Raw genomic sequence first — 25485 nt, 5'->3', positions numbered from 1 at the left:
GGCTCTTTAAAGCGTTCCAATCCAGTTCTTTAGCAGCTGCGAGCCGACGTCACCCGACTTCTCCGGATGAAATTGCGTGGCCCATAGCGCACCGTTTTCTACCGCGGCGACAAAACGGTCACCGCCATATTCGGACCACGCTACCTTCGGCGGCTCAGTGATTTCAGTCTCGAGCTCCCAGCTCCGCGCGGCATAGGAGTGCACGAAGTAGAAGCGATCCTGCGCGCTCACGCCATGGAACATAAGGCTATCGTCGGGAAGCTCGACGGTGTTCCAGCCCATATGGGGCAGAACCGGCGACTGCAAGCGGGTCACCTCCCCCGGCCACTCACCACAGCCTTCCGTAAAAACGCCGTGTTCTGTACCGGACTCAAAGAGAATCTGCATACCTACGCAGATACCGAGAACCGGGCGGCCGCCAGCTAGGCGTTGGCCAATGATCCGTGGGCCCTGGGCCGCACGCAGGCCTTCCATACAGGCAGCGAAGGCGCCTACGCCGGGCACCAACAAGCCATCGGCTTCCACCGCCAGCTTCGGGTCTGCGGTTACCGTCACGGTGGCACCGACCCGTTCCAGTGCGCGCACAGCCGAGCGGACGTTGCCGGCACCATAATCAAGGACAACTACGTCGTGTGAGCTCATCGTGGCTCCTTTCCGGGCCTCCTCGGCCTTCTAATCCTGCGCAAGCGCGTTTGGATGTCATTGAGTTCGCTCACGCGGGTCTTACCCAAAGCTAGATCAGCAGCAGTCATGAGCAAGCCCACCGCAATGATGGCGGCACCTGCGGCAAAAGCGCCTTTGTATCCTGACATCGCCACGACGGCGCCAAGAACCGTCGAACCAAGGCCAGTACCACCGTCGTAGAAGATGTTCCACACCGCAGAACCCTCGGAGAGCCGCTCGCGTGGGAGGCGGTCAAACATCGACAACAGCGCCTCGTTTTGAACGATGCCGAAGCCAGCACCGTAAATGACCGTACCGAACACGAGCAGCCATACCGACCACTCTTGCCACAGCACGGCGGCGATGAGTCCCACACCCACAACCGAGGAAGCCTGGGCCGGAATCATGAGTGTGCCAGGCTTGCCCACTCGGTCCGCCACGACACCGGCGACGTAGCGCGCAATCATGCCCGCGCCACCAATCACGGATAGCATGAAGCCGCCCAAAACCGCGCCGCGTTCAGGATCCAATTCGCGCACGGCCGGCGAAATGAAATTCGAGGCCACGCCGTAGCTCACGGAGAAGCTCATCAACGCCAGTGCCGGCACGAGCACAAGCTTCCACATTGGAGCACGCGGAGTGGTATCCGATGGGTCCGGCACTCCCACCGGGGCAGCCTTGATCTGCGGTACCAGGATGCAGGTAAAGAAACCCAGAAGGCCGAGGCCGGCGGCCAAGAGGTACACCACGTTATAGTTGTACGCTGCGGCGACGGCAAGGCCGACGGGCAGGAAGGCCATCTGTGCCGCGCCGATAAAAAGGCCGAAGATTCCAGTGGCCTTGCCCAACAAGCGCCGCGGCGTGATTTCCGCGATGAGCGCGTTTTCCGACACCGTCAGGGCACCAAAGCCAATACCGCGCAGTGCGGAAAAGCCTAGGGCGATTGGGGCGGCGTCGCCCAGCATGTGGCCCAACGCCGGCACGCCCAAGAGCAGCGCCGACGCCGCCATGATCGGCCGGTAGCCAAAGATGCGCAGCAGCATCGGAGTCGCCATTTGGGTAAGCACGGTGGCCAGCATGAATACGCCGGTTGTGGCGCCAGCCAGCGTGGCCGATCCGCCGGAATCCAACACAGCCAACGGCACCACGGGTAGCAAGACTGACCACGCGCCGAAGGCGGAAACCACCGCGATCATGGTTTCCTTGAAGCCGGCAACCTTCCACACACTCTGAGGGGCGTTATCTGTCACTTTGCCGCCAATCCTGCCGAAAAGATGTCGAGGAACCAGACCAACGCGGCGGCCACGGCGACCGCCGCGAGCGCGCCCGCGACCACAGTCAGCAATACTGAACCGTTCTGATACGCCGCCCACGCGCCGCCGACGAGCAGACCGGCGACGAGAAAGAGAATGAGAACCATGACATTCATAGCGTCTTAGAGTGCTCCCTTCGTCGAAGGAACTCCGGTTACTCGCGGATCCCGCTCGGTTGCCTGGCGCAGGGCGCGGGCCACTGCCTTGTACTCGGCTTCCGTGATGTGGTGCGGATCGCGCCCATAGCGCACGTTGACGTGCAGAGTCGTCGCCGAGTGTGTGGCAAAGGTTTCGAAGAAGTGCCGGTTGATCACCGTGGCGTAGTGCCCGCCGATAACCTGCCACTCCAAGTTCTCCGGCTCGCCATTCATGACAAAGTAGGGCCGCCCAGAAATGTCAACGACGGCCTCCACCAGCGTTTCATCCATGGGCAGAAGCTGGGAACCGAAACGGCGGATGCCGGACTTATCCCCCAGTGCTTCGAGGAAAGCGCGGCCAAGAACAATCGCGGTGTCTTCCACCGTGTGGTGGGCATCGATATCGATATCGCCCTCGGCATGGACCTTAAGGTCGAAGGAGCCGTGAGTGCACACAGCGTTGAGCATGTGGTCAAAGAACGGCAGCCCCGTTGAAATATCCGCCTGGCCGGTGCCATCGAGGTTGATTTCAACGGAGATCTTTGTCTCCCCAGTCACGCGCTCTGCGCGGCCAATGCGGTCGCCTAAGTCGTGGCGTGTAGCTTCACCAGCGCTCATTGTCCCACGCTCCTTCTTGTCATCATGAGCCTTTTCCTGGGCTCAAGTTTCAGTTCTCAGTTAGCCATCTCTACTGTATCTGCCACGTCCTCAGCCGCCGAAAGGAAGGCGTCATTCTCTTCGGGCAGACCAATCGTGGCGCGCAGGAGACCCGGTACGCCGTTGTCTCGGATCAACACATCGCGGTCGAGGAATCCCTGCCACACCGCGTGTTGATCGGCAAAACGTCCGAAGGAGACGAAGTTAGATTCGCTCGGCACCACGTAGTACCCGAGCTCCTGGAGCCGTGCGACGACCCGATCCCGCTCTGCGGAAAGCTTCGCCACGGTGCCCAAGGTCTCTTCCTTGTGAGCAAGGGCCACGGTGGCCGCGATTTGGGATAGCACGGAGAGGTGGTACGGCAAGCGGACGAGCATCACGGCTTCCACGAAGGCAGGATCCGCCACGAAGTAACCCAAGCGCCCGCCGGCGAAATCGAAGGCCTTGGACATCGTGCGCGAGACCACGAGCTTGGTCGGGTACTTAGCCAGCAGTGTTGTAGCTGACGGCGAGGGCGAGAATTCCATGTAGGCCTCGTCCACGATGACGATGCCCGGCGCGGCCTGCACGATCTTCTCCACCAGTTCGATCGGGGTGACGTCACCGGTGGGGTTGTTCGGGGTGGTGATGAAGACGACGTCGGGGCTGTGCTTGGCGACGGCCCCCAGAGCCGCCTCCTCATCGATGCGGAAGTCCTCATCGCGCGGGCAGGAAATGAATTCGGTCTGCGTGCCTGCGCACAGGATCGGATGCATGGAGTAGCTCGGCGTAAATCCCAGCGCGCTGCGGCCCGGCCCACCGAAGGCCTGCAGCAGCTGCTGGAGCACCTCATTGGAACCGTTGGCTGCCCACACGTTCTCCACGCCCACGGTGACACCGGTCTGTTCGCTGACGTATTCCGCCAGCGCCGTGCGCAGCTCCACAGCATCGCGCTCCGGGTAGCGGTTGAGTTGACGTGCGTGCTTCTCGACGGCCTCCACCATGTCCTTCACCAGCGCCTCCGACGGCGGATAAGGATTCTCGTTGGTGTTGAGTTGGTTGGTTACCGTCAGCTGCGGGGCACCATAGGCGCTGGAACCACGCAATTCTTCGCGCAGGGGAAGATCCTTCAGCTCAGTCATGGCTTAAACCTCTCCTTTCTGGGTATCTGTGGCCTCTCCGAATCGTGCGGCGATTGCTTCACCGTGGGCGGGCAGCGCCTCCGCGGTGGCGAAGGCGATAACGTTCTCCGCTACCTCGCCGAGTGCCGCGCGGTCATACTCGATGAGGTTTACTGGGCGAAGGAAGGTGTGCGTCGACAAGCCGGCGCTAAACCGCGCGGTTCCAGAGGTTGGCAAAACGTGGTTGGAACCCGCGGTGTAATCACCAAGAGGTACGGGCGAATAGTCGCCAACGAAGATGGCACCGGCGTGGCGAATGCGCTCCGCAACTGCCCGGGCGTTCTTCGTGTGAACCTCCAAGTGCTCGGCGGCATAGGCATCCGCGACGGCGATTCCCGCCTCAAGGTCCTCAACCACGACAATGCCCGACTGCTCACCGCGCAGCGCCTCGGCGGCGCGTTCGGCATTGGCAGTGGCGGTATAACGCTGCGCTACCTCCGCGTTCACGGCGGCGGCAAACTCCTCTGAATCAGTAATGAGCACGGAAGCAGCCATGGGATCATGCTCTGCCTGGGAAATGAGGTCATAGGCCACGTAGACGGGGTTGGCGCTATCGTCTGCCAAAATGGCGATCTCCGTTGGCCCGGCCTCCGCATCAATGCCCACCACGCCCTGCACTGCGCGTTTAGCGGCGGCAACAAACACGTTGCCTGGGCCGGTAATGATATCGACAGGCTCCAGTGCTTCTTCACCGGTAACCGGTTCATCATCGCCATAGGCCAGAAGGGCAATGGCTTGCCCGCCGCCTACTGCCCACACCTCGTCCACGCCGAGCATGTGGCATGTTGCCAAAACAGTCGGGTGCGGCAGACCACCGAACTCCTTTTGCGGCGGGGAAGCCACGACCATCGCCTCAGCGCCCGCTTCCTGGGCGGGGACGGCGTTCATAATGACGGAAGATGGATACACCGCCTTGCCGCCCGGGACGTACAGCCCCACCCTCTCGATGGGGTGAAAAACCTCGGTGACCGTTGCCCCCGGCGCCAGGGTGGTCGTGTGCGAATCCGACCTCTGGTCAGCATGGACAGCACGCACGCGTGCGATGGATTCCTCGATGGCTGCCCGCACTTTCGGGTCCAGCTCATCGGCTGCTTTCTTCAGCTCCTCCTGAGGAACACGCACCGCGGCCGGGCGAATGCCGTCAAATTTTTCGCCGAAGTCGAGGGCGGCCGCCGCTCCGCCGTCACGGACCTTCTCCACCATGGGGATAACAGTGCCCATCACCGAGGACACGTCCGTGCCCCCTCGCGGCAATACTCGGCGCAAACGGGAGGTAGTAAGTTCCTCTCCTCGCAGGTCGATGGTTCGTAGCATGCTGGGACCTCTTTTTATAATATGCAGTGGTTTCTATACCTTCCCATTACTATACCCGGACCGAAAAGCCAGCGAACCGGCAGGTGCGGGTTATAGAATGTGCCACTAGTAACACATTCCGGCATCCCGAATCGGTAGAGGGAGGTGGCGAAATGAGCAACGGCGCCGACGGCTTGGACCGCCAGTCCCCGTCAGACCTGCTTGCCCGCGTCGAATGCCTCACGCGCCGGGAAAACCTTGACTGCATCCGGGTAACCGCACACGAACTCCTCTTCCCGCACTCGCCGCTCGGGGAAACCCGCGCTTTCATGGACACTGAGGGCGAGCCGATCCTACGCTTCTACACCACCCACCATGGCATTCTTGGTTTCGGCGATATCCCCAGTCTCAGCGAGTTCGTCAACGACTGGAACCACGACTGCCTCTCGCCGCACCTCGTGCTCAACTATTCCTCCCCTACCGAAGTCGAAGTGTGGGGCCACTCCTTCCTCGTGGTGCACCAGAAACCCACGACAGCCCAACTCTCCGCTTCGGTAGTGCCAGCGCTCCACAACGCCGCGGCCTGCCTCGAAGAACTGGCTAAACACTTCCCCGTTCTCACGCTTCCCCGCCCGGCAGTCCCGGAAGAACAGACAGAACTCGACGGCCCCGTCGCCAGCGTAGATACGGCCCGCCTCGAAGCCCTCTTACCCGCCCTGGGAATTTCGCGCTTCCAATCAGATGGCGATGAAGCAGTTTATGCCTGGATCAATGACGTCCTCTTTGCCTTCGCCATTGACTCCGGCCCGAGCCTCATCATCAAAGGCCATTGGGACCCGAACCTACAGGGCAGCGAGTTCTCCAAGATCTTCCTCATTTGCAATGATTGGAACCGGAACAATCACTCGGCCTCGGCCTTCTGCCACTCCAACGTTGACGGGCTGCAGGTGCGCATTGATTACGCGGTCATGACGGGCGCTGGGCTTTCCGACGCCCAACTGATAACCGCCCTCGGCCGCGGCATCAAGCACGTCCTCCACGGCATCGATGACATTTCACGCGATGCCGTGGGCTCCTCCCCCGTCGCCTGGCCCTAGCGCACGTCGACCGCTGCCTCGTTTTCTTCCGTTTCACTTTCGAGCGCCACGCTGGGCGGCTCAAAGAACAGCGCGGACCAGTAGACAAACATGGCCATAAATGGTCCCACAAGCCACGCGATGCCGGGCGAAAACTTCGGCACGAACTCCACGAATTCCCCAGGGTTCTCCGGAACATCAGTGGCCGTCGCCCCGCCGAAGACATAGAAGGACGCCGCACCGGCCAAAGCCGCCAGCGCCACCCACAGCAGCACACCGACGCCACGGTAGCGCTCTCCCCAACGGTGGGCGATTGCCCCCAAGGCCATACCGAGGACTCCGGTGATCAGCACGAAGGTGATATAAGAATCGAATTGCACGTCGGCAACGTTGCGCAGGACATAGCCGCCATCCTCCATGCGATGGCCCTCCAGAGTAGGCCGCCACAGCCCCCAGACAGCGCCAACAGCGGAGAAACCAAGGAGCGCTAACGCGAGCAACCCCGCGCCGAATCCAATGGCGCGGGGTATATGAAAGCTAGGTGCACGCAGTGCAGGCACGATAATCTCTAGCCGCAGAAGGTCCAGTTACCGTTCTCGCGCTTGAAGCGCATGGTGGAGCTGTCCATGCCCTTGCTGGTGTTGACGTTCACGGTTGCGGATGCATCGTCACCGTTGACCACGACATCGTTGATGGACTCAACACCGGTCTTGGACCAGTCGAAGCCCTCCATCTGGGAGGTGTCCTGGCCAGCTGCGGCCATCATGTCCTTGAGCTGGTTCATCGGCACATCCGGGACCTGGTTGTAGTCCACCTGATCGAGGCCGGAGTTCGGATCATTACGCACGGCCGCGCAGGTGTGCTCCGGAAGGTACTTCACAAAGGAGCGCATAGTCTGCTGTTCGTACATGCCACGGACCAGTCCATTGATGCCGTCGATGTCTTCCTGGCTTGCGGCCTCACCCTGGACCGGCTCAACCTTCGGCATGCTCTGGAACGGATCAACGCCGTTTTCGAAGGGGTTGGCCACGGCTTGGTCGCCGCCCTCAGGGTTCTCTCCCTCCGGCTTCGGCGCAGCGCTCTCGCCGTCCTTATTCTCTTCCCCCTCCTTCTTCTCCTCAGATGTCTTCTCTTCCGTCTTCTTCTCAGACGTCTTTTCCTTGGACTTCGTCGCCGTGGTGGTGGTCTTTGCCGCAGAGGAAGCGGTGTCGCCTGCGTTCTCGTCATCGGAACCACAAGCAGCCAAGGAAAGCGGTGCAACGAGTGCAACAGCGATGAGGGACTTCTTGGCAGGTGTCAAAAAGGACAAGGGATAACTCCTCAAATTAAATAGAGAGCGATAGGTAAATCCACGCTAGGCGTGGTGGTTGCTCTTGGGCATCTCCGACAACCCTAACAAGGGCTGTTTGAAGAAATCATATTTTACACCTTGAAGCTTCCTGTGAGCCCCACTAGGGGTTTCTTGCGCCGCGTAGAGTTGGTCGTGTGCATCTATCTCGCGACGCTATCGTTTCCACCGCCCTCGAACTCTTGACCCGCTACGGGCTTGCCGACGTTACCATGCGCCGCGTCGCTACCAACCTCGACGTGGCCCCCGGCGCCTTGTACTGGCATGTAGCTAACAAGCAATCGCTCATCGCAGCCATGACCGCTGAGCTCCTCTCCCCCGTCGCGGGTGAAACCACGGCGGAGTTGGTCAGCTCGCTGCACCGGGAGCTGCGCCGCTGGCGCGATGGAGCCGAGGTAGCCATTGCTGGCGCCGCTTTCCCAGAGTCTTCAGCCAGCACCGACTTAGAAGAGCTATTCACAACTACGCTGCAGAAAGAAGCCCCCGATGCGTCACCGGAGGATATCGCCGTCGCCGCTCGTACGCTGATCCACTACACACTCGGGGCTACGTTCATGGAGCAATCCCGCGAGCAGCTCAGTGGGGCGTCGTCCAGCGAGGCGTCGCCCAGCACGGCCTCTCCCTCTCCGGGCACCGCGCCCGTGGACGCCACCTCTGTGCGCGCCGCGGAGCTCATGGTTGCCGGTTTAAAGTCACTGCGAACCGATCGCTGCGAATAGAATTGACTAAGCTGAGCCTCATGACTGAGACCCGTGCTGATCTAACGCCATCTCGCCAGGTGTGGCCTGGTTCCCCCTCCCCGCTCGGCTCCACCTTCGATGGAGCCGGAACTAATTTTGCTATCTTTTCCGAAATCGCGGAAAAGGTTGAGCTCTGCCTCATCGACCACGATGGCAGCGAAGAGCGCATTGAGTTGACCGAAGTCACCGCCCATGTCTGGCACGCCTACCTCCCCAACGTCAGCCCCGGACAGCGCTACGGTTACCGCATCCACGGCCCTTATGAACCGGAGCACGGCCTGCGCTGCGATCCCTCGAAGCTACTTGTCGATCCTTATGCCCGCGCCTTCGACGGTGATTTTGACGGCGATGCCTCGCTGTACTCCTACGATATCTTCGCTGAAGAGCCTGGCACCGGGCGCAACGAAGATGATTCCTTGGGCCACACGATGCTGTCGGTGGTCATCAACCCCTTCTTCGAGTGGCACGGCGACAACCGGCCGCATACCCCGGATAACGAGACCATCATCTACGAAGCCCACGTCAAGGGCATGACGATGACGCACCCGGATGTGCCAGAGGAGCTGCGCGGCACCTACGCCGGCATGGCGCACCCGGCGATCATCAACTACTTCAAGGACTTGGGTGTGACGGCCGTCGAGCTGCTGCCGGTCCACCAGTTCCTCCAGGATGACCGTCTGCGCCAGCTGGACCTGCGTAACTACTGGGGCTACAACACCTTCGGCTTCTTCGCTCCGCATGCGGACTACGCCTACGCCAAGAAGCCAGGCGAGGCAGTGGCTGAGTTCAAGGCTATGGTTCGCGCTTACCACGAGGCTGGAATCGAGATCATCCTCGATGTCGTCTACAACCACACCGCCGAAGGCAACCACATGGGGCCAACCATTGCCTTCCGCGGTATTGATAACCATGCCTACTACCGCTTGGTCGATGACAATCCCGAGCACTACATGGACTACACCGGCACCGGTAACTCCCTCAATGTCCGCCACCCGCACTCCCTCCAACTGATTATGGATTCGCTGCGTTATTGGGTGACGGAAATGCGCGTGGATGGCTTCCGCTTCGATCTCGCGTCTACTCTGGCGCGCGAGCTGGATGACGTCGACAAGCTCGCCACCTTCTTCGATCTGGTGCAGCAGGACCCGGTGGTCTCCAAGGTCAAGCTCATCGCCGAGCCCTGGGACGTGGGCCATAACGGCTACCAGGTTGGTAACTTCCCGCCCATTTGGAGCGAATGGAACGGTAAGTACCGCGATACCGTCCGTGATTTCTGGCGCGGGGAACCGTCGAAGATGGGTGAGTTTGCCTCACGCTTGACCGGCTCTTCCGACTTGTATGCCAACAACGGCCGCCGCCCCACCGCATCCATTAACTTCATCACCGCTCACGACGGCTTCACGCTGCGTGATTTGGTGTCCTACAACGAAAAGCACAACGCGGACAACGGGGAGGACAACCGCGACGGTGAATCCCACAACCGCTCGTGGAACCACGGCGTGGAGGGCCCGACTGACGACGAAGAAATTAAGAAGCTTCGCCGCCGCCAGGTCCGCAACTTCCTCACCACTCTTCTGCTCTCCCAAGGCACCCCGATGCTGTGCCACGGCGATGAACTAGGCCGCACCCAGGGCGGCAACAACAACGTGTACTGCCAGGACAACGAGATTTCCTGGATCGATTGGTCGATGTTGGAGCAGGAAAAGAACATCGCCATGCACGGTTTTACTAAGCGCCTGATTAACATCCGCAAGAACCACCCGGTGTTCCGTCGCCAGCGTTTCTTGGCCGGTGGCCCCTTTGGTTCTGAGGTGAAAGACCGCGATATTGCATGGCTCGTGCCCTCCGGCAAGCTGATGACCTCTGAGGACTGGGATTTTGAATTCGGCAAGGCCCTCATGGTCTACCTCAATGGCAACGCCATCACGGAAACGACGGCCCGCGGCGAACGCATCACGGATGATTCCTTCATCATGATTTTCAACGCCCACCACGAGGACATTGAGTTCACCCTGCCGAAGAAGGACTTGGGCGCTAGCTGGCGGCTCATCGTCGATACTTCTGATTCCGGCGGATATCCGGACGAGGAAAAGCTGATCTCTGCCGAAGGAACCATCATGGTGCAGCCGCGCTCCACGCTGATTTTGCGCCAGACCGAGCCCCCAGTCTTCGACGACAACGACGAACCTGCATAATCGGTTGCTTCGGCAAGAAGCAGCTGAAGCTTTGGCTGCTTCTTCACCGCTTGCTCTCCACCACCAACACCATGCTTTGAAAGGAATCCGTGTCCTACACTGCCCACGGTGCCGTCATTGATGTCACCGCCGAAGCCATTGTTTTCCGCCGCTCTTTGCTTGCTTCTTCCCTCGGCGCACCAGCCCACGAGAGTCTCTCCCTCGCTGGAGCCACGGGCGTGGAATGCACGGAGCCGACGGCAACTGGTTTTGGTCAAGTCATCGTTCACGGCACCAGTGGTTCCGGAGATGGTGCTGGTGACACGGTCATCCGTTTTGCACCCGGCCAGGACGCCACGGCTTTCGCGCAGGCGGTGGAGGCTGCCTTGCGCGGCGAAGCACCGGCCGCCAGCACTCGTGTTCAGGGATTGAACTTCACCGCCGTCGATGTGGAAACGGCCAATGACAACTGGGGTTCGGTGTGCCAGATCGGCGCGGTCCGCTTCCGCGATGGCGAAGAGACCGAGTCCCGTACGTGGTTGTGCACTCCCCCGCCGGGCCTAGAGCACTTCGACGACGTCAACATCAGTATCCACGGCATCACGCCAGATGACGTCGCTGATGCTTCGCCCTTTGCGGATGCTGCTGCCGAGCTCTTCGACTTCCTCGGCTCTGACACGATGGTGGCCCACAACGCACAGTTCGATTCCACGGCCTTGCGCAGCGGCCTTAAGAAATCTGCGGCGCCAGTTCCGGAGATTCGCTTGGCGTGCTCGCTGGCCCTGGCTCGCGATGCCTCCCGCGCCGGCGTCATCGACGTGGCCAACCATAAGCTTCCGACCGTCGCCTCCTGTATCGGGGCCGAGGACTTCCACCACCACGAAGCCACAGCGGATGCCCGGGCAGCCGGCGAAATTGTTAGCGCCCTGGCTCAGCGCTTTGGTCACTCTGGTTCCATCGAGGACTTGTTCACCATCCGTGACTTTGCCCTGGGCACCTTGAGCGAGGAGTCCGTCATCCCAGTTCTGCGCGCTAACACTGCTCCGCTGTCTGCAGCGGACTTAGGCGCAGGCACGGATTTCCGCGACAAGACGCGCATGGCCGGAACGACCTCGGGTGCGAAAAAGAAGAGCTCCGGGTCCGCACAGCGCCGCGGGCCGGCCCCATGGCAGTCCGTATCCACGCCAGACACCATCCCGGATCCGAACCCCGACGCCGATCCAGAAGGCGCATTGTTTGGCCAGAATGTCACCCTCACTGGTGACTTCGAACCTTTTGATAAAGGTCTGTTGTGGTCCAAGATTGCTGAGCGCGGTGGAAAGGTGGGCAAGAACGTCACGAAGAAGACCACCATCCTCGTCGTAGGCCAGTGGGCCACCAAGACATCGAAGGAAAAGCGCGCCGAAGAGCTACAAGGCAAGGGCCAGGATATTGAGATCTGGCAGACAGACAAGCTCCTCGAGGAGCTTCAACTCGATGAAGCACCTCCGTTTTAACCCGCGATTGGCCTCAAGGCATCCGCGATAAGCCCCAATACAAAGGAATTCTCCTCTTCGCTGGGAACCGGTGGGCGTGGAGCGCAGTCCAATAAGCATAAGGAATCTGCACCTGCCCAACCGTTACGGAGATAAATCCTTATGACCATCGCGCTATCCACTTCCCTCCACGTCGATCGCCTTCTCCCCTCGCTCTGCCCGAGCGAAGAGCTGACCGGAAATAAGCTGTGTGATGATGGTTTTGGGGACTCACCTGCTAGCCTCCAGCTATCGCGCACGCTATCGATGTCCATAGTGCGCGGCACGGGTACGGAGGCCAAGCGTGTGAGCCAGCGCGCTCTGGATGATATGGGCTTGACCGTACGCCAGGCATGGGATTCCGCAGCGTTGAATCTGCAGCGGCGAGCGTTGACGGAGCAGGGACTGCGATTCTTCACCCGCCCTGCCGAACTGGGCTTCATGGGGGCCGAGGCAGGTCTCGAGGTGCGAGCTCATCGCTGCACGATATCGTCCTGGTTGGCCCATCCGCAGGCTTTCGTTATCCTAGACAATCATCTTCAGAGGCTCAGCCAGGCTCGAAGTATCACGTACCTCGTGCCTGATGCGCACACTCTTTATGCGTTGTTCAACGTATCCCCGCATCGCGCCACAGAGTTAGCGTGGCGCGCTGCTGAATTGCGCCCGCGCCATCGAGCCCCGCTCAGCATGCAACCGCTAGTATTAGCTAACGGCTTCCCATTGGAGGTGTAGACGCACCCCCGCGCTTTTCCGCCGTGGCCGAAAGGAGTCACGTTTCACGATGGCTGAATCATCCATGTCCCGCTTGAGCAACCAGTATCATTCCTGGGTGCACGCGCATCCCACTGCGGCGCAGGACTTCCGCGATGCCATCGAGGACTTGCTTAACGACGCCGGAATTATCTTCGACCGCGTAGCTACCCGCGTCAAGCTTTGGCCGTCCCTGAAGGCCAAGGCAAAGAAGCGTCGCGGCAACGGCGAGCTGATGTACCCCACTCCGTGGGAGGATATCCACGATGTCTTGGGCGTGCGGATTACCGTCTTCCACTCCACAGTTATTCCGGAGGCCCTCGAAGTTCTGGGGGAAACCTTCACAGTGCTTCGCTCGGTGGACAAGGCAGCAGAAACGCGGATTTCCGGCGGCTTTGGCTATGGCTCACACCACCTAGTGCTCAAGGTTTCTGAAGATAGTGCCGCTGCCCTTGAGGAACTTGAAGCCTATGTTGGCTGGACCTTTGAGATTCAAATCCGCACTGTGCTGCAGCACGCCTGGGCGGAATTTGAGCACGATATCCGGTACAAGCAGGGCCCCAACCCGCCTTCCCCACAGGTGGATCGGCTGTTCACGCTCGCTGCGGGCCTCATTGAGTTGGCGGACCAGCAGTTCGATGAGATCGCCGCACTCAAAGCCCCCAGCTCCGAGGCGGACGATGACGTGGAAATCACGGCAGAGACCCTCCCCGGCGTCCTCGCCATCATTCTGGGCAACCGCTTTCCGCGTTCACGCTCGGAGCACTATCGCTTCCTAGCGGAGCTTTTAGAAAACAACGGCATCAATCGTCTAAGCCAGCTCAAGCAGCTCCTCGATGAAGACGCTATCGCCCACGTGCATGACGCCATGCGCTACCGCTTCCGCCCGGGCCAGGTCAGGCTTATCGACGATTTGCTGCTCAACAAGTTCGGCGCCCAGCACATCGAGGCCACCGCCCAAGCCGGCGACCGCAAGGATCGCAAGCGTCGCCTGAACGCGCGCCTGAAGGCCTTAAAAAACTTCCGGAATAATTAGCGGAATCCGCCGCGGAACTTGTCCATCTGCCGGCGCTCCTTCTTCGTGGGGCGGCCGGCACCGCGCGGGCGAACCGGAACCGAGGGTAAAAACTCCTTCGGCGGTGGCGGCGGTGCGTGGTCGATGTAGCAGGTCCGCGCGATGGGAGCGCCCACGCGCTTGGACACGGTGGCGAGCACCTCGAGATCATGTTCGTGGTGGTTGCGCCACACGCGCACGCGGTCGCCGGGGACAACCTGCTGTGCGGGCTTGGTGGCGTTGCCGTTGAGCTTGACGTGCCCGGCGCGCACCGCCGTGGCAGCTTCTGACCGGGTCTTGAACATGCGCACGGACCAGACCCAGGCGTCAATGCGGACGGGCCGCCCGTCGGGCTGATTCACCATAGACGCTTATAGGTTGTGGTTTTCGTTGACGATCTTCTGGATCTTGACCCAGTTGTACACGCCACCCACCACGGCGACGATGAGGCCAATGGCCATACAGGTCCAGAAACCAGTCAATGCCCAACCCAGGAGGATGCCGCCGGCGACGCCTCCCACGACACACACAGCGCCGTTGCGTGCGTGGGTGCGTACGGCTTGTTTGCGTTGCTCAATGGGATTGTTGGGGCGTCGCTGCATAGTCATGGGGCTTATTTTACATGGCCAGAAACCCGCAACCTTAAAGCTCCACCCAGGCTGTTCCGGCTTCCTTCGGCCCTACCCCACCCTGAGTCAGTGCCGCGAGCGTTGCAGCGAGTTTCTCCTCACCGCCGGGCTCAACGGACACGGTGAAAGTCACTGCCTGGCCATAAGCGGTATCCACCATGTCGACGCCGCGGTTGCGCAGCTCCGCTTCCAGCCGGCCGGCCTCCGCGTGGGAAACCTCGACAGTATAGAGCTCGCGCAAGGCGCGCGTGACATGCTCAACCTGTTCCATCGTCTCGCTCACGGCACCGCCATAAGCGTGAACGAGCCCGCCCGCACCCAACTTGATACCGCCGAAATAGCGCACGACCACCGCACAAATATCAAGCAGCCCCGAGCCTTTCAAAACATCAAGCATCGGTTTACCGGCGGTGCCGGAGGGCTCGCCATCATCGGAGGAGCGCTCCACCGGATTCGAGCCATCGACGTGATAGATATACGCCGAGCAGTGGTGGCGGGCGTCGGGAAAGCGGTCGCGGGCGGCGTCGATAAGCGCGCGTGCTTCCGCCTCGTTCGTGGCGCGGCCGATGAGAGTGATAAACCGCGAGCGTTTGATCTCAATCTCGTGCTCGACGACGTCACCTGCGACCGGGCGTTGATAACTCTCCAGCATTATGCGACGAGGAAGTCGTACTCAGGGGTGCCCGGCTGAAGCTGCTGGCAATTCAGCTTCGACTTCTCCATGCGCTCCAGCAGGCCATCGATGCCCGCTGCGCTGCCCAGTTCGATGCCTACCAGTGCCGCGCCGGTCTCGCGGTTATTGCGCTTGAGGTATTCAAACAAGGTGATGTCATCCTCCGGGCCGAGAACATCCTGCAGGAAGTGGCGCAACTGGCCTGGCTCCTGCGGGAAGTTCACCAAGAAGTAGTGCTTGAGGCCGCGGTGTACTAGGGAGCGCTCCATGATTTCGGCGTAGCGCAGCACGTCATTGTTGCCGCCGGAAATAACGCAGACCACCGTCGAACCCGGCTGCAGGTTCAGCGTGCACAGGCCGGTCACGCTCAGCGCGCCGGCGGGCTCGGCGATGATGCCTTCGTTCTGGTACAGGGCCAACTGCTCAGTGCACACAGCGCCTTCGGAGACGACATCCCAGTGCAAGCGGCCTTGATTGGCCTCCAAAACCTTGAAGGGCAGCTCACCGATGCGCTTGACTGCAGCCCCATCGACGAAAGGATCCACGGTGTCGAGCGTTACCGGCTCGCCGGCAGCGAATGCAGCGCTGAGCGACGCCGCCCCGGCCGGCTCAATGCCAACCACCGCGGTGCGCGGGGCCATGTCAGCGAGGTAGGAGGTGATGCCGGAGATCAGGCCGCCGCCGCCCACGGGGACAACCACGGTGTCGAGGGATTTACCGATGGACGACAGCTGGGACACGATTTCCGCGGCGACGGTTCCCTGGCCGGTAACGGTATCGCGTGCGTCGAAAGGCTCAATAAAGAAGGCACCGCGTTCCGCAGCATCCGCGTGCGCGGCGGCTGCCGCTTCATCGAAGTTGGCGCCGGTGACCACGAGTTCCACGACGTCACCGCCATGGACCAGGATGCGGTCGCGCTTTTGCTTCGGGGTCGGCTCCGGCACGAAGATCTTGCCGTGGATCCCCATGGTGCGGCAGGCATAAGCCACTCCTTGGGCGTGATTGCCGGCAGAGGCAGTAACAATCCCCTGCTTCCGCTGTTCTTCGCTTAAGTTCGACATGCCGTACAGAGCGCCGCGAATCTTGTAGGAGCGCACGTCCTGCAGATCTTCGCGCTTTAAGTACACCTCATAGCCGGTTTCTTGGGACAGGCGCGGGCAATACTGCAGCGGAGTCGGGGCAATCTCCGAGCTAATTCGCGATTGTGCCAGTTGGATATCAGAGGCGTGGATTGGCTCGAAGTCTTGCGGGGTGCTTGTCATGGTGGCTCATTTTAGCGCCCCAGCTCTCTCGCGTCGCACATTACCTAGCATTCGACCGATTCACCCAACGTTTACCTAGATATCGATTGTTTGCAACGCTGCGTTCCCCAAAAGCACCATGGGCGCAACGTACGGTGGTTCGGAAACTTTTTCGTTCCGCTTCAAGGAGTCTTTCTCAATGTCTCGCTCTTTCTCCCGCCGCACTCTCGCGGTGTGTGCTGCGACCGCGACTAGCCTTAGCCTGACCGTTCCGGCATCCTCGGCCGCGATTGTGGACAACGTCATCGAGCATTCCGCCGCTGACGCCAACCTCAAGGTGACCCCGATCGGCACCTATGAATCCGGCGTGTACGCAGAGTCAGCCGCGGAAATCGTGGCCTTCCACCCAGCCTCCAAGCGCATCCTTACGGTTAACGCGCACGCGGGCCAGATCGACGTCCTCGACGCCGCTGACCCAGCCAAGCCCACCTTGATCGGCTCCATTTCTGCCGGTGAAGGCAAAGAGATCAACTCCGTAGCCGTGCGCCCTGATGGCCTGGCTGTGGCCGCCGTCCAGCAGGCGGACAAGACCGAGAACGGCGAGGCGCTCTTCTTCAACGCTGCGGCCGAGGACCTGGCCGCCACCGAGCTGGGGCGCGTGGCGGTGGGGGCTTTGCCGGATAACGTCCACCTCACCGCGGACGGAAGCTACGCTCTCGTGGCCAACGAGGGCGAGCCGTCGAACGAGCTCAACGCCGAGGGCACCGATTACGTCGCCGACCCAGAAGGTTCCGTCTCCGTTATCAAGCTGCCGGCGGGAGTTGCGGCGCCGGCTCAGGCGGATGCCCGCATCGCTGATTTCACGGCTTTCGACGGCAAGCCACTGCCTGAGGGGGTGCGCGTCTTTGGTCCCTCCGGGCACGAGGCGAAGCCCTCCATTGACTTCGAACCGGAGTACATCTCCTCCCAGGCGGGCAAGGCATACGTGACACTGCAGGAGGCCAATGCCATTGGGGTCATCGATATTGAATCCGCCACCGTGGAGAAGATCCTGCCGGCTCACATTGCGGATCACTCGCAGGTGCCGCTCGACTCCTCCAACAAGGATGATTCGGCTGAGCTGCGCACCATCCCGGTCAAGGGGCTGTCCATGCCGGATTCCATCGGCGCTTTCACCGCCGGTGGCCAGACCTACTTTGCTACCGCGAACGAAGGCGATGCCCGCGAGTGGGGTGTCAAGGAAAAGGACGGTGGTTCCGGCGTCTACACCGATGAAGTCGAGCTCAAGGACCTCATCGAGGACGGCAAGGTGTGCGAGGGCGCGCTGGGCGACGTCTCTGCGGAAGACCTCGCCGATAAGAAACAGGCCGGCAACCTGAAGCTGAGTACTGCTTCCGGCTGGAATGAAGAGAAGGGCTGCTTCGATGAACTCTATGCCTACGGCTCCCGGTCTTTTAGCATCTACGATGCCAACGGCACGGTCGTCTTCGACTCCGGTAGCGATTTTGAAAAGATCACCGCTGAGCTGAATGAACCGGGTGTGTTCCACCACAACGCCGATAACGAAGCGGCCGAGTTTGATGACCGCTCTGACAACAAGGGCCCTGAACCGGAGGCCCTGACAATCGGCAAGGTTGGGGATCGCACCTATGCTTTCGTTGGCGCCGAGCGCGTCGGCGGCGTTTTCGTCTATGACGTCACTGACCCGGCCAATGCCTCCTTCGTCACCTATGTCAACAATCGCGACTTCTCCACCGATGAGTTCGCCGCTGCCGGTGACTTGGGCCCGGAGGGCTTCACTTTCGTCGACAAGGCCAACTCCCCCAACGGCGAGCACCTGCTCATCGTGGGCAACGAAGTCTCCGGAACCACCACCATCTACTCCGTTGAAGATGTGCTCGACGACGAAGACGCTGCCGACAACAAGGACGACGAGGGCAAGAATAACCACAGCTCCCACTCATCCACCGCGGGCATCATCGCCGGTTCTGTCATCGGAGTCATCGCCGCGGTGGCTGCCGCGGTAGGCCTGCTGAACACTCCGGGTATCCGCGAAACCGTCCTCAGCCTTGCACCGGCGCCGCTGCGTGAGCAGCTGGAGAAGTTCCTGTAATCCCTACTTTTCCTCGGGGCGGGCTGCTACATTGAAGTGGGCTTAGGACAAGCTAGCCCCCTTTTTTCTCACACCCCCTTCGCACCTTCTTTCAAGGAGAATTCCTGATTATGCGCCTTTCCACCTCCCTTATCGCAGTGTGCGCGACGACGATGGCCCTGGTCACTCCGTTGGCCACAGCCGCAGAATCTGCTGAGAGCAGCCAGTCCTCCGCTTCCTCCCAGAGCCAAAGCTCTAGTGGCGGAAGCTCTCAGGGCCCCAACGGTGGAAGCTCAATGAACGTCGGTCACATCGACACCTCCGATCTCTCCAAGGAATGTGCGGACGCTGTGCACAAGGCGCGTGAGGAGCACGAAAAGGCGGTTGCCGATGGCACCGCGGGTTCTTCCTTCATGGGGCCGCAGGAGCTGGGGCTCGGCATCCTTAACGGTTATGGTTCCTCTGGCATGCCAGCAGAGCCAGACTGCGTCCAAGCGGAAAAGGACGCCGAGTTGGAGAAGGAATGGGACGAGATGCCCGAATGGGTACAGTCCGCCCGCCCCAATGACACAGCCGAAGAGGTCTTTGCGTGGGTCGGCGGCATTATCGCTCTGGTCGCCGTCGCTATTAATGCGCTGACCGTGGTCGCACAATTCGACCCATCCGTTCTCGATGGTCTGCGCGCCTTCCTGAAGAGCCAGGGCTTCCACTGGGATAACTCCCAGAAGAAGGAAGGCGAGAAAGCGGCTGCGAAGTAACCGCCTCCCCACCAAAAATTAAACGCGCGAACCGAGCAGGTTCGCGCGTTTATTTAGTTTGCTCACTGGTTCATGGCCGCTCGCTGATTAGAACAGCTCCTCGGTGGCAATCTGCGCACCCTCCACGAGGGACTCCAGCTTGGCCCACGCGATCTGGTGGTGCAGACGGCCGCCGAGACCACAGTCCGTCGATGCGATCACGTTTTCTGGGCCGACCAGTTCAGCGAACTGGATGATGCGGTCTGCTACCAAGCGTGGGTGCTCCACAGCATTGGTGGAGTGAGAAACCACACCCGGGTAAATGACGGTGCCCTCCGGCAACTTGTGGTCCTTCCACACGCGCCACTCGTGGGCGTGACGCGGCGAGGCACCCTCGAAGGAGAATCCGCCGACCTTGGCCTGCAGGATCTCCTCAATGATGTCCTCGAACGGAATATCCGTCACGTGCGGGCCATGCCAGGAACCCCAGCAGATGTGCAGACGAGTCTGCTCACGCGGGATGTCCTTGATGGACTCGTTGAGGATCTCAATGCGCTCGCGTAGGAAGGCCTGGAAGTCCGCGACCGTCGGCTCCGGGACCACGGAGTCCCAGGCTTCAGCCAGGTCCGGGGCGTCGAACTGCACGGTCAAGCCAGCATCCGTGATGGCCTTGTACTCCACCTTGAGCGCTTCACCGCAGGCACGCACGAGATCGGTCTCATCCTCGTAGTACTTGTTAGGCAAGCGCGCCGCAGCACCCGGGGACAGGGCGGCGACGAAACCTTCGGTGCCCTCTGGCAGGGCGTCGGCAAGCAGCTTCACGTCTGCCTCGACTTGTTCCTGGCCAATGTAGGTAACCGGGCCGGTGAACTCCGGGTTGGCCACCTTCTTGCGGCCGGTAAAGATTCCCGAATCCGGGTCGTTGTAGGCCTCGGCGAAAAGGGCGCGGTCGCGGCGATCCTTCATCGACGAAAGGCGAATCTTGCCCGGCTCGGAACGAATCTTGTCACCGATTTCCCAGCGGTCCTTGTCCGTCATGGTCAGACCACCCAGGCGGGTAAAGGAGTAGTTCCACCACGCGCCGTAGTCCACGGCGCCGGAGGTGATGTGGCCGTATTCGCCCTCGTTAATGATGTCGATGCCGAGATCGACTTGGCGCTTAACGACGTCTGCGACCGAGCGTTCCAGAATCTCGTGGAACTTCTCATCGGAGATGGTGCCTGCGGAGCGCTCGAGGTTAGCTTCCAGCAGCTCCTTCGTGCGCGGCAGCGAGCCAACGTGGGTGGTGCGGATCTTATTGACCATGAGGAAACGGTCTCCCTTTCAACTAGACTGTGCTGTCTAGCGTAACCCACGGGCGAGGCGCAGCCCGCTTCATTCTGTACTTTTATTCAGCACCCGAACGAAGCATGCTGTCTCAGCCCAGGATGCCGGCGCCCATCGTCGCCTTGAGATCACCCATGAGGTTGCTGGAGCGCTCCACACGCAAATGCTCACCAAGGACCATCATGGTGGACTCTTCGCCGTCGACAAGCGTGAGGTACACATCCGACTCGCCCTTGTTGTTGACCAGGACCTGCTTGAGGCGCGCAATGTTGTCCATCGTGCACTGATCCGTGCGCATGGTCAGGCGCAGCGGCAGGCCGGCACCGTTGCCGGGACCAAGATCGGGGATGCGGATATCGGAGCAGAACAGGGACATGCGCTCATCGCGGATCTTCACCTGCACCTTGGCCAGGATGATGTTATCTTCCGCGATCTGCGCGGCCACCAACGAATACACCTGGTTAAACACGAGGATGTCTACCTGTGCACCGTTGTGGTCCTCCATGCTGACGATGGCCCAGGGCGAGCCATCACGCTTGGAAAAGCGCCTGTCAACGCCCGAGATAATGCCGCCAATCACCAGCTCTTGGCCATTGCCCACCTCACCGTTGAGGATCTTCGTAATCGGGGTATCGGTCTGCGCGTTGAGGGCTTCTTCGAATCCGTCGAGCGGGTGGCCGGAGACATACAGGCCCAGCATTTCCCTCTCCAGGGCCAGCTCGTGCTTGCGGTCCCAGTTCTCGTCCGGAATATCGATGGCGAAGGCGGAGACGGACTCGCCTTGCCCTTCCTCCCCGCCAAAGCCGGCGAAGAGATCGAATTGGCCCTTGTCGGCCGCCTTCTTCGTCGTCTGCACCGAATCCACGGCATCTTCGTGGATGAGCATGAGTCCCTTGCGCGGATGCCCCAAAGAATCGAAGGCACCGGCCTTGATGAGGGATTCGGTGACGCGCTTCGAACAGGCCGCCAGCTCGATTTTGTCCAGGTAGTCGGAGAAGGACGTATAGGCGCCTTTCTCCCGCCTAGTCTTCACGATGGAATCCACCACATCCCCACCAACGTTGCGGATAGCGCCCATGCCGAAGCGGATATCATCGCCCACGGCCTGGAAAGTCTCCACCGATTCATTGACATCCGGGGAGAGCACGCGGATGCCCAGGTGGCGGCAGTCGGCCAGGTAGATGGCGGACTTATCCTTTTTGTCACCCACCGAGGTCAACAGCGCAGCCATGTACTCCGGCGCATAGTAGGCCTTGAGATAGGCCGTCCAGAAGGACACCAAGCCGTAGCCTGCGGCGTGGGACTTGTTAAACGCGTAGGAGGCGAAGGGCTCGATGGTGCCCCACAGAGCGTCCATCGCTTCCTTGGAGTAGCCGTTGTCCTTCATGCCGCCCCAGAACTTGTCGTACTGTTGCGCCAAGACTTCGGGCTTCTTCTTACCCATGGCCTTACGGAAGCCGTCTGCCTCGCCGGCGGTGTAGTTTGCCACCTTCTGCGAGATACGCATGATCTGCTCCTGGTACACGATGAGACCGTACGTCTCATCGAGGATTTCCTTGAGCGGCTCCTCCAGCTCGGGGTGGATCGGAGTGATTTCCTTGCGCCCATTCTTGCGGTCCGCGTAATCCCAGTGCGCGTTCACGCCCATCGGGCCCGGGCGGTAGAGCGCCAGCGAGGCCACGATGTCCTTAAAACCAGTCGGTTTCATGCGCTTGAGCAGCTCCTGCATGCCGCCCGAGTCCAGCTGGAACACGCCCAGGGTATCGCCGCGCGAGAGCAGGTCATAGACCTTCGAGGCTTTCGGGTCGTCGGCATGGAGGTCTTCGAGGTGGACTTCCTCGCCACGGTTCTTCTTGATGTTCTCCAGGCAGTCACCGATCACGGTGAGGTTGCGCAGGCCCAGGAAGTCCATCTTCAGCAGGCCGATGGCCTCGCAGGCCGGGTAGTCCCAGCCGGTGATGTAGGCGCCGTCGGCTGGGCGCTTCCACATCGGAATGTGGTCCATGAGGCGCACCGAAGCCATAATCACGGCACACGCGTGCACGCCGGCTTGGCGGACCACGCCCTCAAGACCACGGGCGGTCTCGTAGATCTTCTTGACGTCCGGATCAGTCTCAATCATCTGCCGGACCTCGGCCGCCTCCGAATAGCGCTCGTGCTCCGGGTCCATGATGCCGGCGAGCGGGATGTCCTTGGCCATGATGGCCGGTGGCAGTGCGCCGTTAATGCGGTCGGCCATCTGGAAGCCGGGCTGGCCAAAGTGCACCTTCGCGGAGTCCTTAATAGCCTGCTTCGTCTTCACGGTGCCGAAGGTGATCACCTGCGCCACCTTGTCCTCGCCCCACCTCTCGGCGGCGTAGGTAATCATCTCGCCGCGGCGGCGATCATCGAAGTCGATATCGATATCCGGCGCGGAGGGGCGCTCCGGGTTCAGGAATCGCTCGAAGAGGAGATCGTGCTCGATCGGGTCAATATTGGTAATCGTCAGCGCGTAGGCCACGAGCGCACCGGCCGCCGAACCACGGCCCGGACCAACGCGAATGCCGATGGAACGCGCGTGCTTAATAAGCTCGGCCACGATAAGGAAGTAGGACGGGTAGCCCTTCATATCGATGACGCTGATTTCGTACTCAGCACGGTCGATGTACTCCTGTGGAACATCCCCACCGGGGAAGCGATCCTTGAGTCCTTCCATAACCTCATGGGTCAGCCAGGAGGTTGGGGTGTGGCCTTCGGGGACGTCGGCAATCGGCATGCGGTCGTGGGTATGTTCCTCCCAGATCTTGCCGTAGTCTTGCACGCGCTCCGCAATCCACAGAGTATTATCGCAAGCCTCCGGCACCATATGATCCCACAGCTCACGCATCTGGGCGGCAGATTTGATGTAATAGCCGGTGCCGTCGAACTTGAAGCGGTCCGGATCCATAAAGGTCTTGCCGGTTTGCACACAGAGCATCGCCTCGTGCGCGGGGGCTTGGGTTTCCAGCACGTAGTGGCAGTCATTGGTCACCAGCGGCGGCAGGTCCAGCTTGCGGCCGATCTCCAACAGGCCATCGCGCGTGCGCTTCTCGATGTCCAGCCCATGGTCCATGAGCTCCAAGAAGAAGTTGTCCTTGCCATAGATGTCTTGCCACATAGCGGCCGCCTCTAGCGCCTCATTGAACTGGCCCAGGCGCAGGCGGGTCTGCACGTCACCCGACGGGCAGCCGGTGGTGGCGATGATGCCCTCGGCGTGCTCGGCAATCAGCTCCGCGTCCATGCGCGGCCACTTGCCCAATTGGCCTTCATAGGAGGCCAGGGAGGACAGCGTGAACAGATTGCGCAGGCCGGTCTCATTTTCCGCCAGCATGGTCTGGTGCAGGTAGGCACCGGAAGCGGAGACGTCATCGCGCTTCTGATCCGGGGTTCCCCACAGCACGCGCTTCTTGTTGAAGCGTGACTCGGGCGCGAGATAGGCCTCGATGCCGATGATGGGCTTCACCCCGGCGCTCGTCATCCTTTGGTAGAAGGCGTTGGAGCCATACATGTTGCCGTGGTCTGTCATGCCGACGGCAGGCATTCCTTGGCGAACCACCTCATCCGCCAACATATCCACCTTGGCCATGCCATCCAGCATGGAGAACTCGGTGTGGTTGTGCAGGTGGACGAAGGAGGAGTTTTTGGCCATGCGGCTCATCTTAGCGGGGACGTCAAACTTCGCTCGTACGTCCTCGTTAAGGTACATTTTCTTAAATGTTCTACACCATTGCTGCCTATCTCATGTGGGGTTTCTTCCCGGCGTTTTTCCCGCTGCTGCGCCCCGCCAGCCCTTTCGAGATCTTGGCCCACCGCATCGTGTGGACCGCGGTTCTTGTCACCGCAATGCTCTTGGTAACCGGCGGCTGGCGCGAGTTACGCGCGTTCAGCTTGCGCACCTGGGGGTGGATGCTCGCCTGCGGCGTGGCCATCACCATCAACTGGGGAACCTACGTCATCGCCATCAACAGCGACCACGTGGCCGATGCCGCACTTGGCTACTTCATCAACCCGCTCGTCTCCGTGGCCCTAGGAATCATCTTCCTCAAGGAAAAGCTGACGAAGGCGCAGGTGGCGTCGGTCAGCATCGCCTTCATCGCCGTGTTGTGGCTAACCTTCATGACCGGTCAGGCCCCCTACTACTCACTGGCCCTAGCCTTCAGCTTCGGTATCTACGGCCTGCTTAAAAAGCGCATCACGGTCTCCTCCATGGGGTCGGTCGCCGCGGAAACGATTGTCATGCTCCCCTTCGCGCTCATCTATCTGGGCTACCTGCAGGCACAGGGCGAATCCACCTTCACTACCGAAGGCCCCGGGCACATCGCGCTGCTGATTACCTCCGGCCTCGTCACCGCCCTACCGCTGCTGTGTTTCGCGCAGGGTGCTAAGCACCTGCGCCTGTCTACCCTCGGCATGCTGCAGTACATGACCCCCATCATGCAGATGCTGTGGGCGCTGTTCGTGACCCAGGAGCACATGTCCACCGAACGCTGGATTGGCTTTGCCATCATCTGGGTTGCGGTGATCATCTACCTTGCAGACTTGGTGCGCATGGGCCGCGCTTCTCGACGCCGCGCCCGCCTCCACCCCGCCGACGCATCACGCGCCACCGCAGAGGGCTAGCGGCGCTTCAGCTCCTCGCGCGCTTGCTTAGCCTGGGCGCGCCGGGCGGATTCCTCGCGCGCGTTCAGCGCCCACCGCGGCATGAGGACGGCCATGGCGATGCAGTAGATGGCCACCACGATGAGAATGCCGAGGGCGAGCTTGTCCGCACCCCAGATCCCTTGCGCGATGGCAGCCCCAGAGGCGATGAAAGCGCCCGCCCACATCAAGAGGTAAGCAAAGCGGTAGTTCGGCGGCCACGTAGAGGTGTTCGGAAACAAGCGCATGTCT

23 protein-coding genes are annotated in these 25485 nt (G+C 60.9%); 8 read left to right on the top strand and 15 right to left on the bottom strand.

What is annotated here, in order from left to right; translation table 11 throughout:
• Positions 1-6 precede the first annotated feature (6 nt).
• From hisH to hisD, 6 genes are read right to left on the bottom strand one after another with little or no spacing between them, the layout of a single operon-like run.
• The gene (hisH, locus tag HMPREF2912_RS03725) at positions 7-642 is read right to left on the bottom strand and encodes an imidazole glycerol phosphate synthase subunit HisH (RefSeq protein WP_070596862.1); all 636 of its coding nucleotides are present in this window, start codon (positions 640-642) and stop codon (positions 7-9) included.
• On the bottom strand, positions 639-1859 hold the full coding sequence (locus HMPREF2912_RS03720) for an MFS transporter (protein ID WP_070596922.1): 1221 nt from the start codon (positions 1857-1859) through the stop codon (positions 639-641). Before HMPREF2912_RS03720 ends, hisH begins: the two co-directional genes overlap by 4 nt.
• Before the next feature lie 50 nt (positions 1860-1909).
• On the bottom strand, positions 1910-2092 hold the full coding sequence (locus tag HMPREF2912_RS03715) for a hypothetical protein (protein ID WP_070519941.1): 183 nt from the start codon (positions 2090-2092) through the stop codon (positions 1910-1912).
• Positions 2093-2098: 6 nt separating this feature from the next.
• Positions 2099-2731: an imidazoleglycerol-phosphate dehydratase HisB gene (hisB, locus tag HMPREF2912_RS03710; protein WP_070519938.1), complete on the bottom strand. Its 633-nt coding sequence runs from the start codon at positions 2729-2731 to the stop codon at positions 2099-2101.
• A gap of 56 nt (positions 2732-2787) precedes the next feature.
• The gene (locus HMPREF2912_RS03705; protein WP_070683277.1) at positions 2788-3891 is read right to left on the bottom strand and encodes a histidinol-phosphate transaminase; all 1104 of its coding nucleotides are present in this window, start codon (positions 3889-3891) and stop codon (positions 2788-2790) included.
• Positions 3892-3894: 3 nt separating this feature from the next.
• Positions 3895-5244 carry a histidinol dehydrogenase gene (gene hisD / locus HMPREF2912_RS03700; RefSeq protein WP_070683273.1) on the bottom strand — a complete coding sequence of 450 codons (1350 nt, stop codon included), beginning with the start codon at positions 5242-5244 and terminating at the stop codon, positions 3895-3897.
• A 152-nt stretch (positions 5245-5396) separates the two neighbouring features.
• Here hisD and HMPREF2912_RS03695 point away from each other — a divergent pair, with 152 nt between their 5' ends.
• On the top strand, positions 5397-6320 hold the full coding sequence (locus HMPREF2912_RS03695) for a YbjN domain-containing protein (RefSeq protein WP_070683271.1): 924 nt from the start codon (positions 5397-5399) through the stop codon (positions 6318-6320).
• Here HMPREF2912_RS03695 and HMPREF2912_RS03690 read toward each other — a convergent pair.
• Positions 6317-6718, bottom strand: a complete 402-nt coding sequence (locus HMPREF2912_RS03690) for a hypothetical protein (protein ID WP_227485693.1) — start codon at positions 6716-6718, stop codon at positions 6317-6319. The genes HMPREF2912_RS03695 and HMPREF2912_RS03690 overlap by 4 nt on opposite strands.
• 149 nt (positions 6719-6867) lie before the next feature.
• Positions 6868-7608 (bottom strand): hypothetical protein, encoded by a 741-nt coding sequence (locus HMPREF2912_RS03685; protein ID WP_070683269.1) that lies wholly within the window; start codon positions 7606-7608, stop codon positions 6868-6870.
• Positions 7609-7784: 176 nt separating this feature from the next.
• Between HMPREF2912_RS03685 and HMPREF2912_RS03680 the strand changes: the two genes are divergently transcribed.
• The 4 genes from HMPREF2912_RS03680 to HMPREF2912_RS03660 all read left to right on the top strand — a co-directional run bounded on the left by HMPREF2912_RS03680 (position 7785) and on the right by HMPREF2912_RS03660 (position 13861).
• A complete protein-coding gene (locus HMPREF2912_RS03680; protein ID WP_070683267.1) occupies positions 7785-8366 on the top strand; it encodes a TetR family transcriptional regulator in 582 nt (193 codons plus the stop codon).
• A 20-nt stretch (positions 8367-8386) separates the two neighbouring features.
• Positions 8387-10582 (top strand): glycogen debranching protein GlgX, encoded by a 2196-nt coding sequence (gene glgX, locus HMPREF2912_RS03675; RefSeq protein ID WP_070519926.1) that lies wholly within the window; start codon positions 8387-8389, stop codon positions 10580-10582.
• 89 nt (positions 10583-10671) lie between these two features.
• Complete coding sequence (locus HMPREF2912_RS03670; RefSeq protein ID WP_070623185.1) at positions 10672-12057, top strand: 3'-5' exonuclease; 1386 nt, start codon at positions 10672-10674, stop codon at positions 12055-12057.
• Positions 12058-12856: 799 nt separating this feature from the next.
• Positions 12857-13861, top strand: a complete 1005-nt coding sequence (locus HMPREF2912_RS03660) for a GTP pyrophosphokinase (RefSeq protein ID WP_070565494.1) — start codon at positions 12857-12859, stop codon at positions 13859-13861.
• Here the strand turns inward: HMPREF2912_RS03660 and HMPREF2912_RS03655 are convergent.
• The 4 genes from HMPREF2912_RS03655 to ilvA are packed head-to-tail and all read right to left on the bottom strand — an operon-like array spanning position 13858 to position 16443.
• Positions 13858-14244: an RNA-binding S4 domain-containing protein gene (locus tag HMPREF2912_RS03655; RefSeq protein ID WP_070519918.1), complete on the bottom strand. Its 387-nt coding sequence runs from the start codon at positions 14242-14244 to the stop codon at positions 13858-13860. The genes HMPREF2912_RS03660 and HMPREF2912_RS03655 overlap by 4 nt on opposite strands.
• Before the next feature lie 6 nt (positions 14245-14250).
• Entirely contained in the window at positions 14251-14487 is a 237-nt protein-coding gene (locus tag HMPREF2912_RS03650) for a hypothetical protein (protein ID WP_070519916.1), read from the bottom strand.
• 34 nt (positions 14488-14521) lie between these two features.
• The gene (locus HMPREF2912_RS03645) at positions 14522-15160 is read right to left on the bottom strand and encodes a YigZ family protein (RefSeq protein WP_070565492.1); all 639 of its coding nucleotides are present in this window, start codon (positions 15158-15160) and stop codon (positions 14522-14524) included.
• A complete protein-coding gene (gene ilvA, locus HMPREF2912_RS03640; RefSeq protein WP_070623188.1) occupies positions 15160-16443 on the bottom strand; it encodes a threonine ammonia-lyase IlvA in 1284 nt (427 codons plus the stop codon). The genes HMPREF2912_RS03645 and ilvA overlap by 1 nt, the downstream gene beginning before the upstream one ends.
• Positions 16444-16621: 178 nt before the next feature.
• On the opposite strand from ilvA, the gene HMPREF2912_RS03635 reads away from it, so the two are divergent.
• Positions 16622-18535 (top strand): choice-of-anchor I family protein, encoded by a 1914-nt coding sequence (locus HMPREF2912_RS03635; RefSeq protein ID WP_070683478.1) that lies wholly within the window; start codon positions 16622-16624, stop codon positions 18533-18535.
• Positions 18536-18645: 110 nt separating this feature from the next.
• Positions 18646-19272: a hypothetical protein gene (locus HMPREF2912_RS03630; RefSeq protein WP_070519908.1), complete on the top strand. Its 627-nt coding sequence runs from the start codon at positions 18646-18648 to the stop codon at positions 19270-19272.
• Between the two features lie 87 nt (positions 19273-19359).
• On the opposite strand, the gene HMPREF2912_RS03625 is transcribed toward HMPREF2912_RS03630, so the two are convergent.
• A complete protein-coding gene (locus HMPREF2912_RS03625) occupies positions 19360-20556 on the bottom strand; it encodes a cobalamin-independent methionine synthase II family protein (RefSeq protein ID WP_070519906.1) in 1197 nt (398 codons plus the stop codon).
• Between the two features lie 112 nt (positions 20557-20668).
• Positions 20669-24244: a DNA polymerase III subunit alpha gene (gene dnaE / locus HMPREF2912_RS03620; protein WP_070565611.1), complete on the bottom strand. Its 3576-nt coding sequence runs from the start codon at positions 24242-24244 to the stop codon at positions 20669-20671.
• A gap of 65 nt (positions 24245-24309) precedes the next feature.
• Here dnaE and rarD point away from each other — a divergent pair, with 65 nt between their 5' ends.
• Positions 24310-25215, top strand: a complete 906-nt coding sequence (gene rarD / locus HMPREF2912_RS03615) for an EamA family transporter RarD (RefSeq protein ID WP_070519904.1) — start codon at positions 24310-24312, stop codon at positions 25213-25215.
• Here the strand turns inward: rarD and HMPREF2912_RS03610 are convergent.
• Positions 25212-25481 (bottom strand): type II secretion system protein, encoded by a 270-nt coding sequence (locus HMPREF2912_RS03610; RefSeq protein ID WP_070519902.1) that lies wholly within the window; start codon positions 25479-25481, stop codon positions 25212-25214. The genes rarD and HMPREF2912_RS03610 overlap by 4 nt on opposite strands.
• Between the last annotated feature and the right edge of the window lie 4 nt (positions 25482-25485).

This window comes from Corynebacterium sp. HMSC056E09, assembly GCF_001813425.1.
GTDB classification, from domain to species: domain Bacteria; phylum Actinomycetota; class Actinomycetes; order Mycobacteriales; family Mycobacteriaceae; genus Corynebacterium; species Corynebacterium hesseae.
This window is presented reverse-complemented; position numbering and strand designations above follow the sequence as displayed.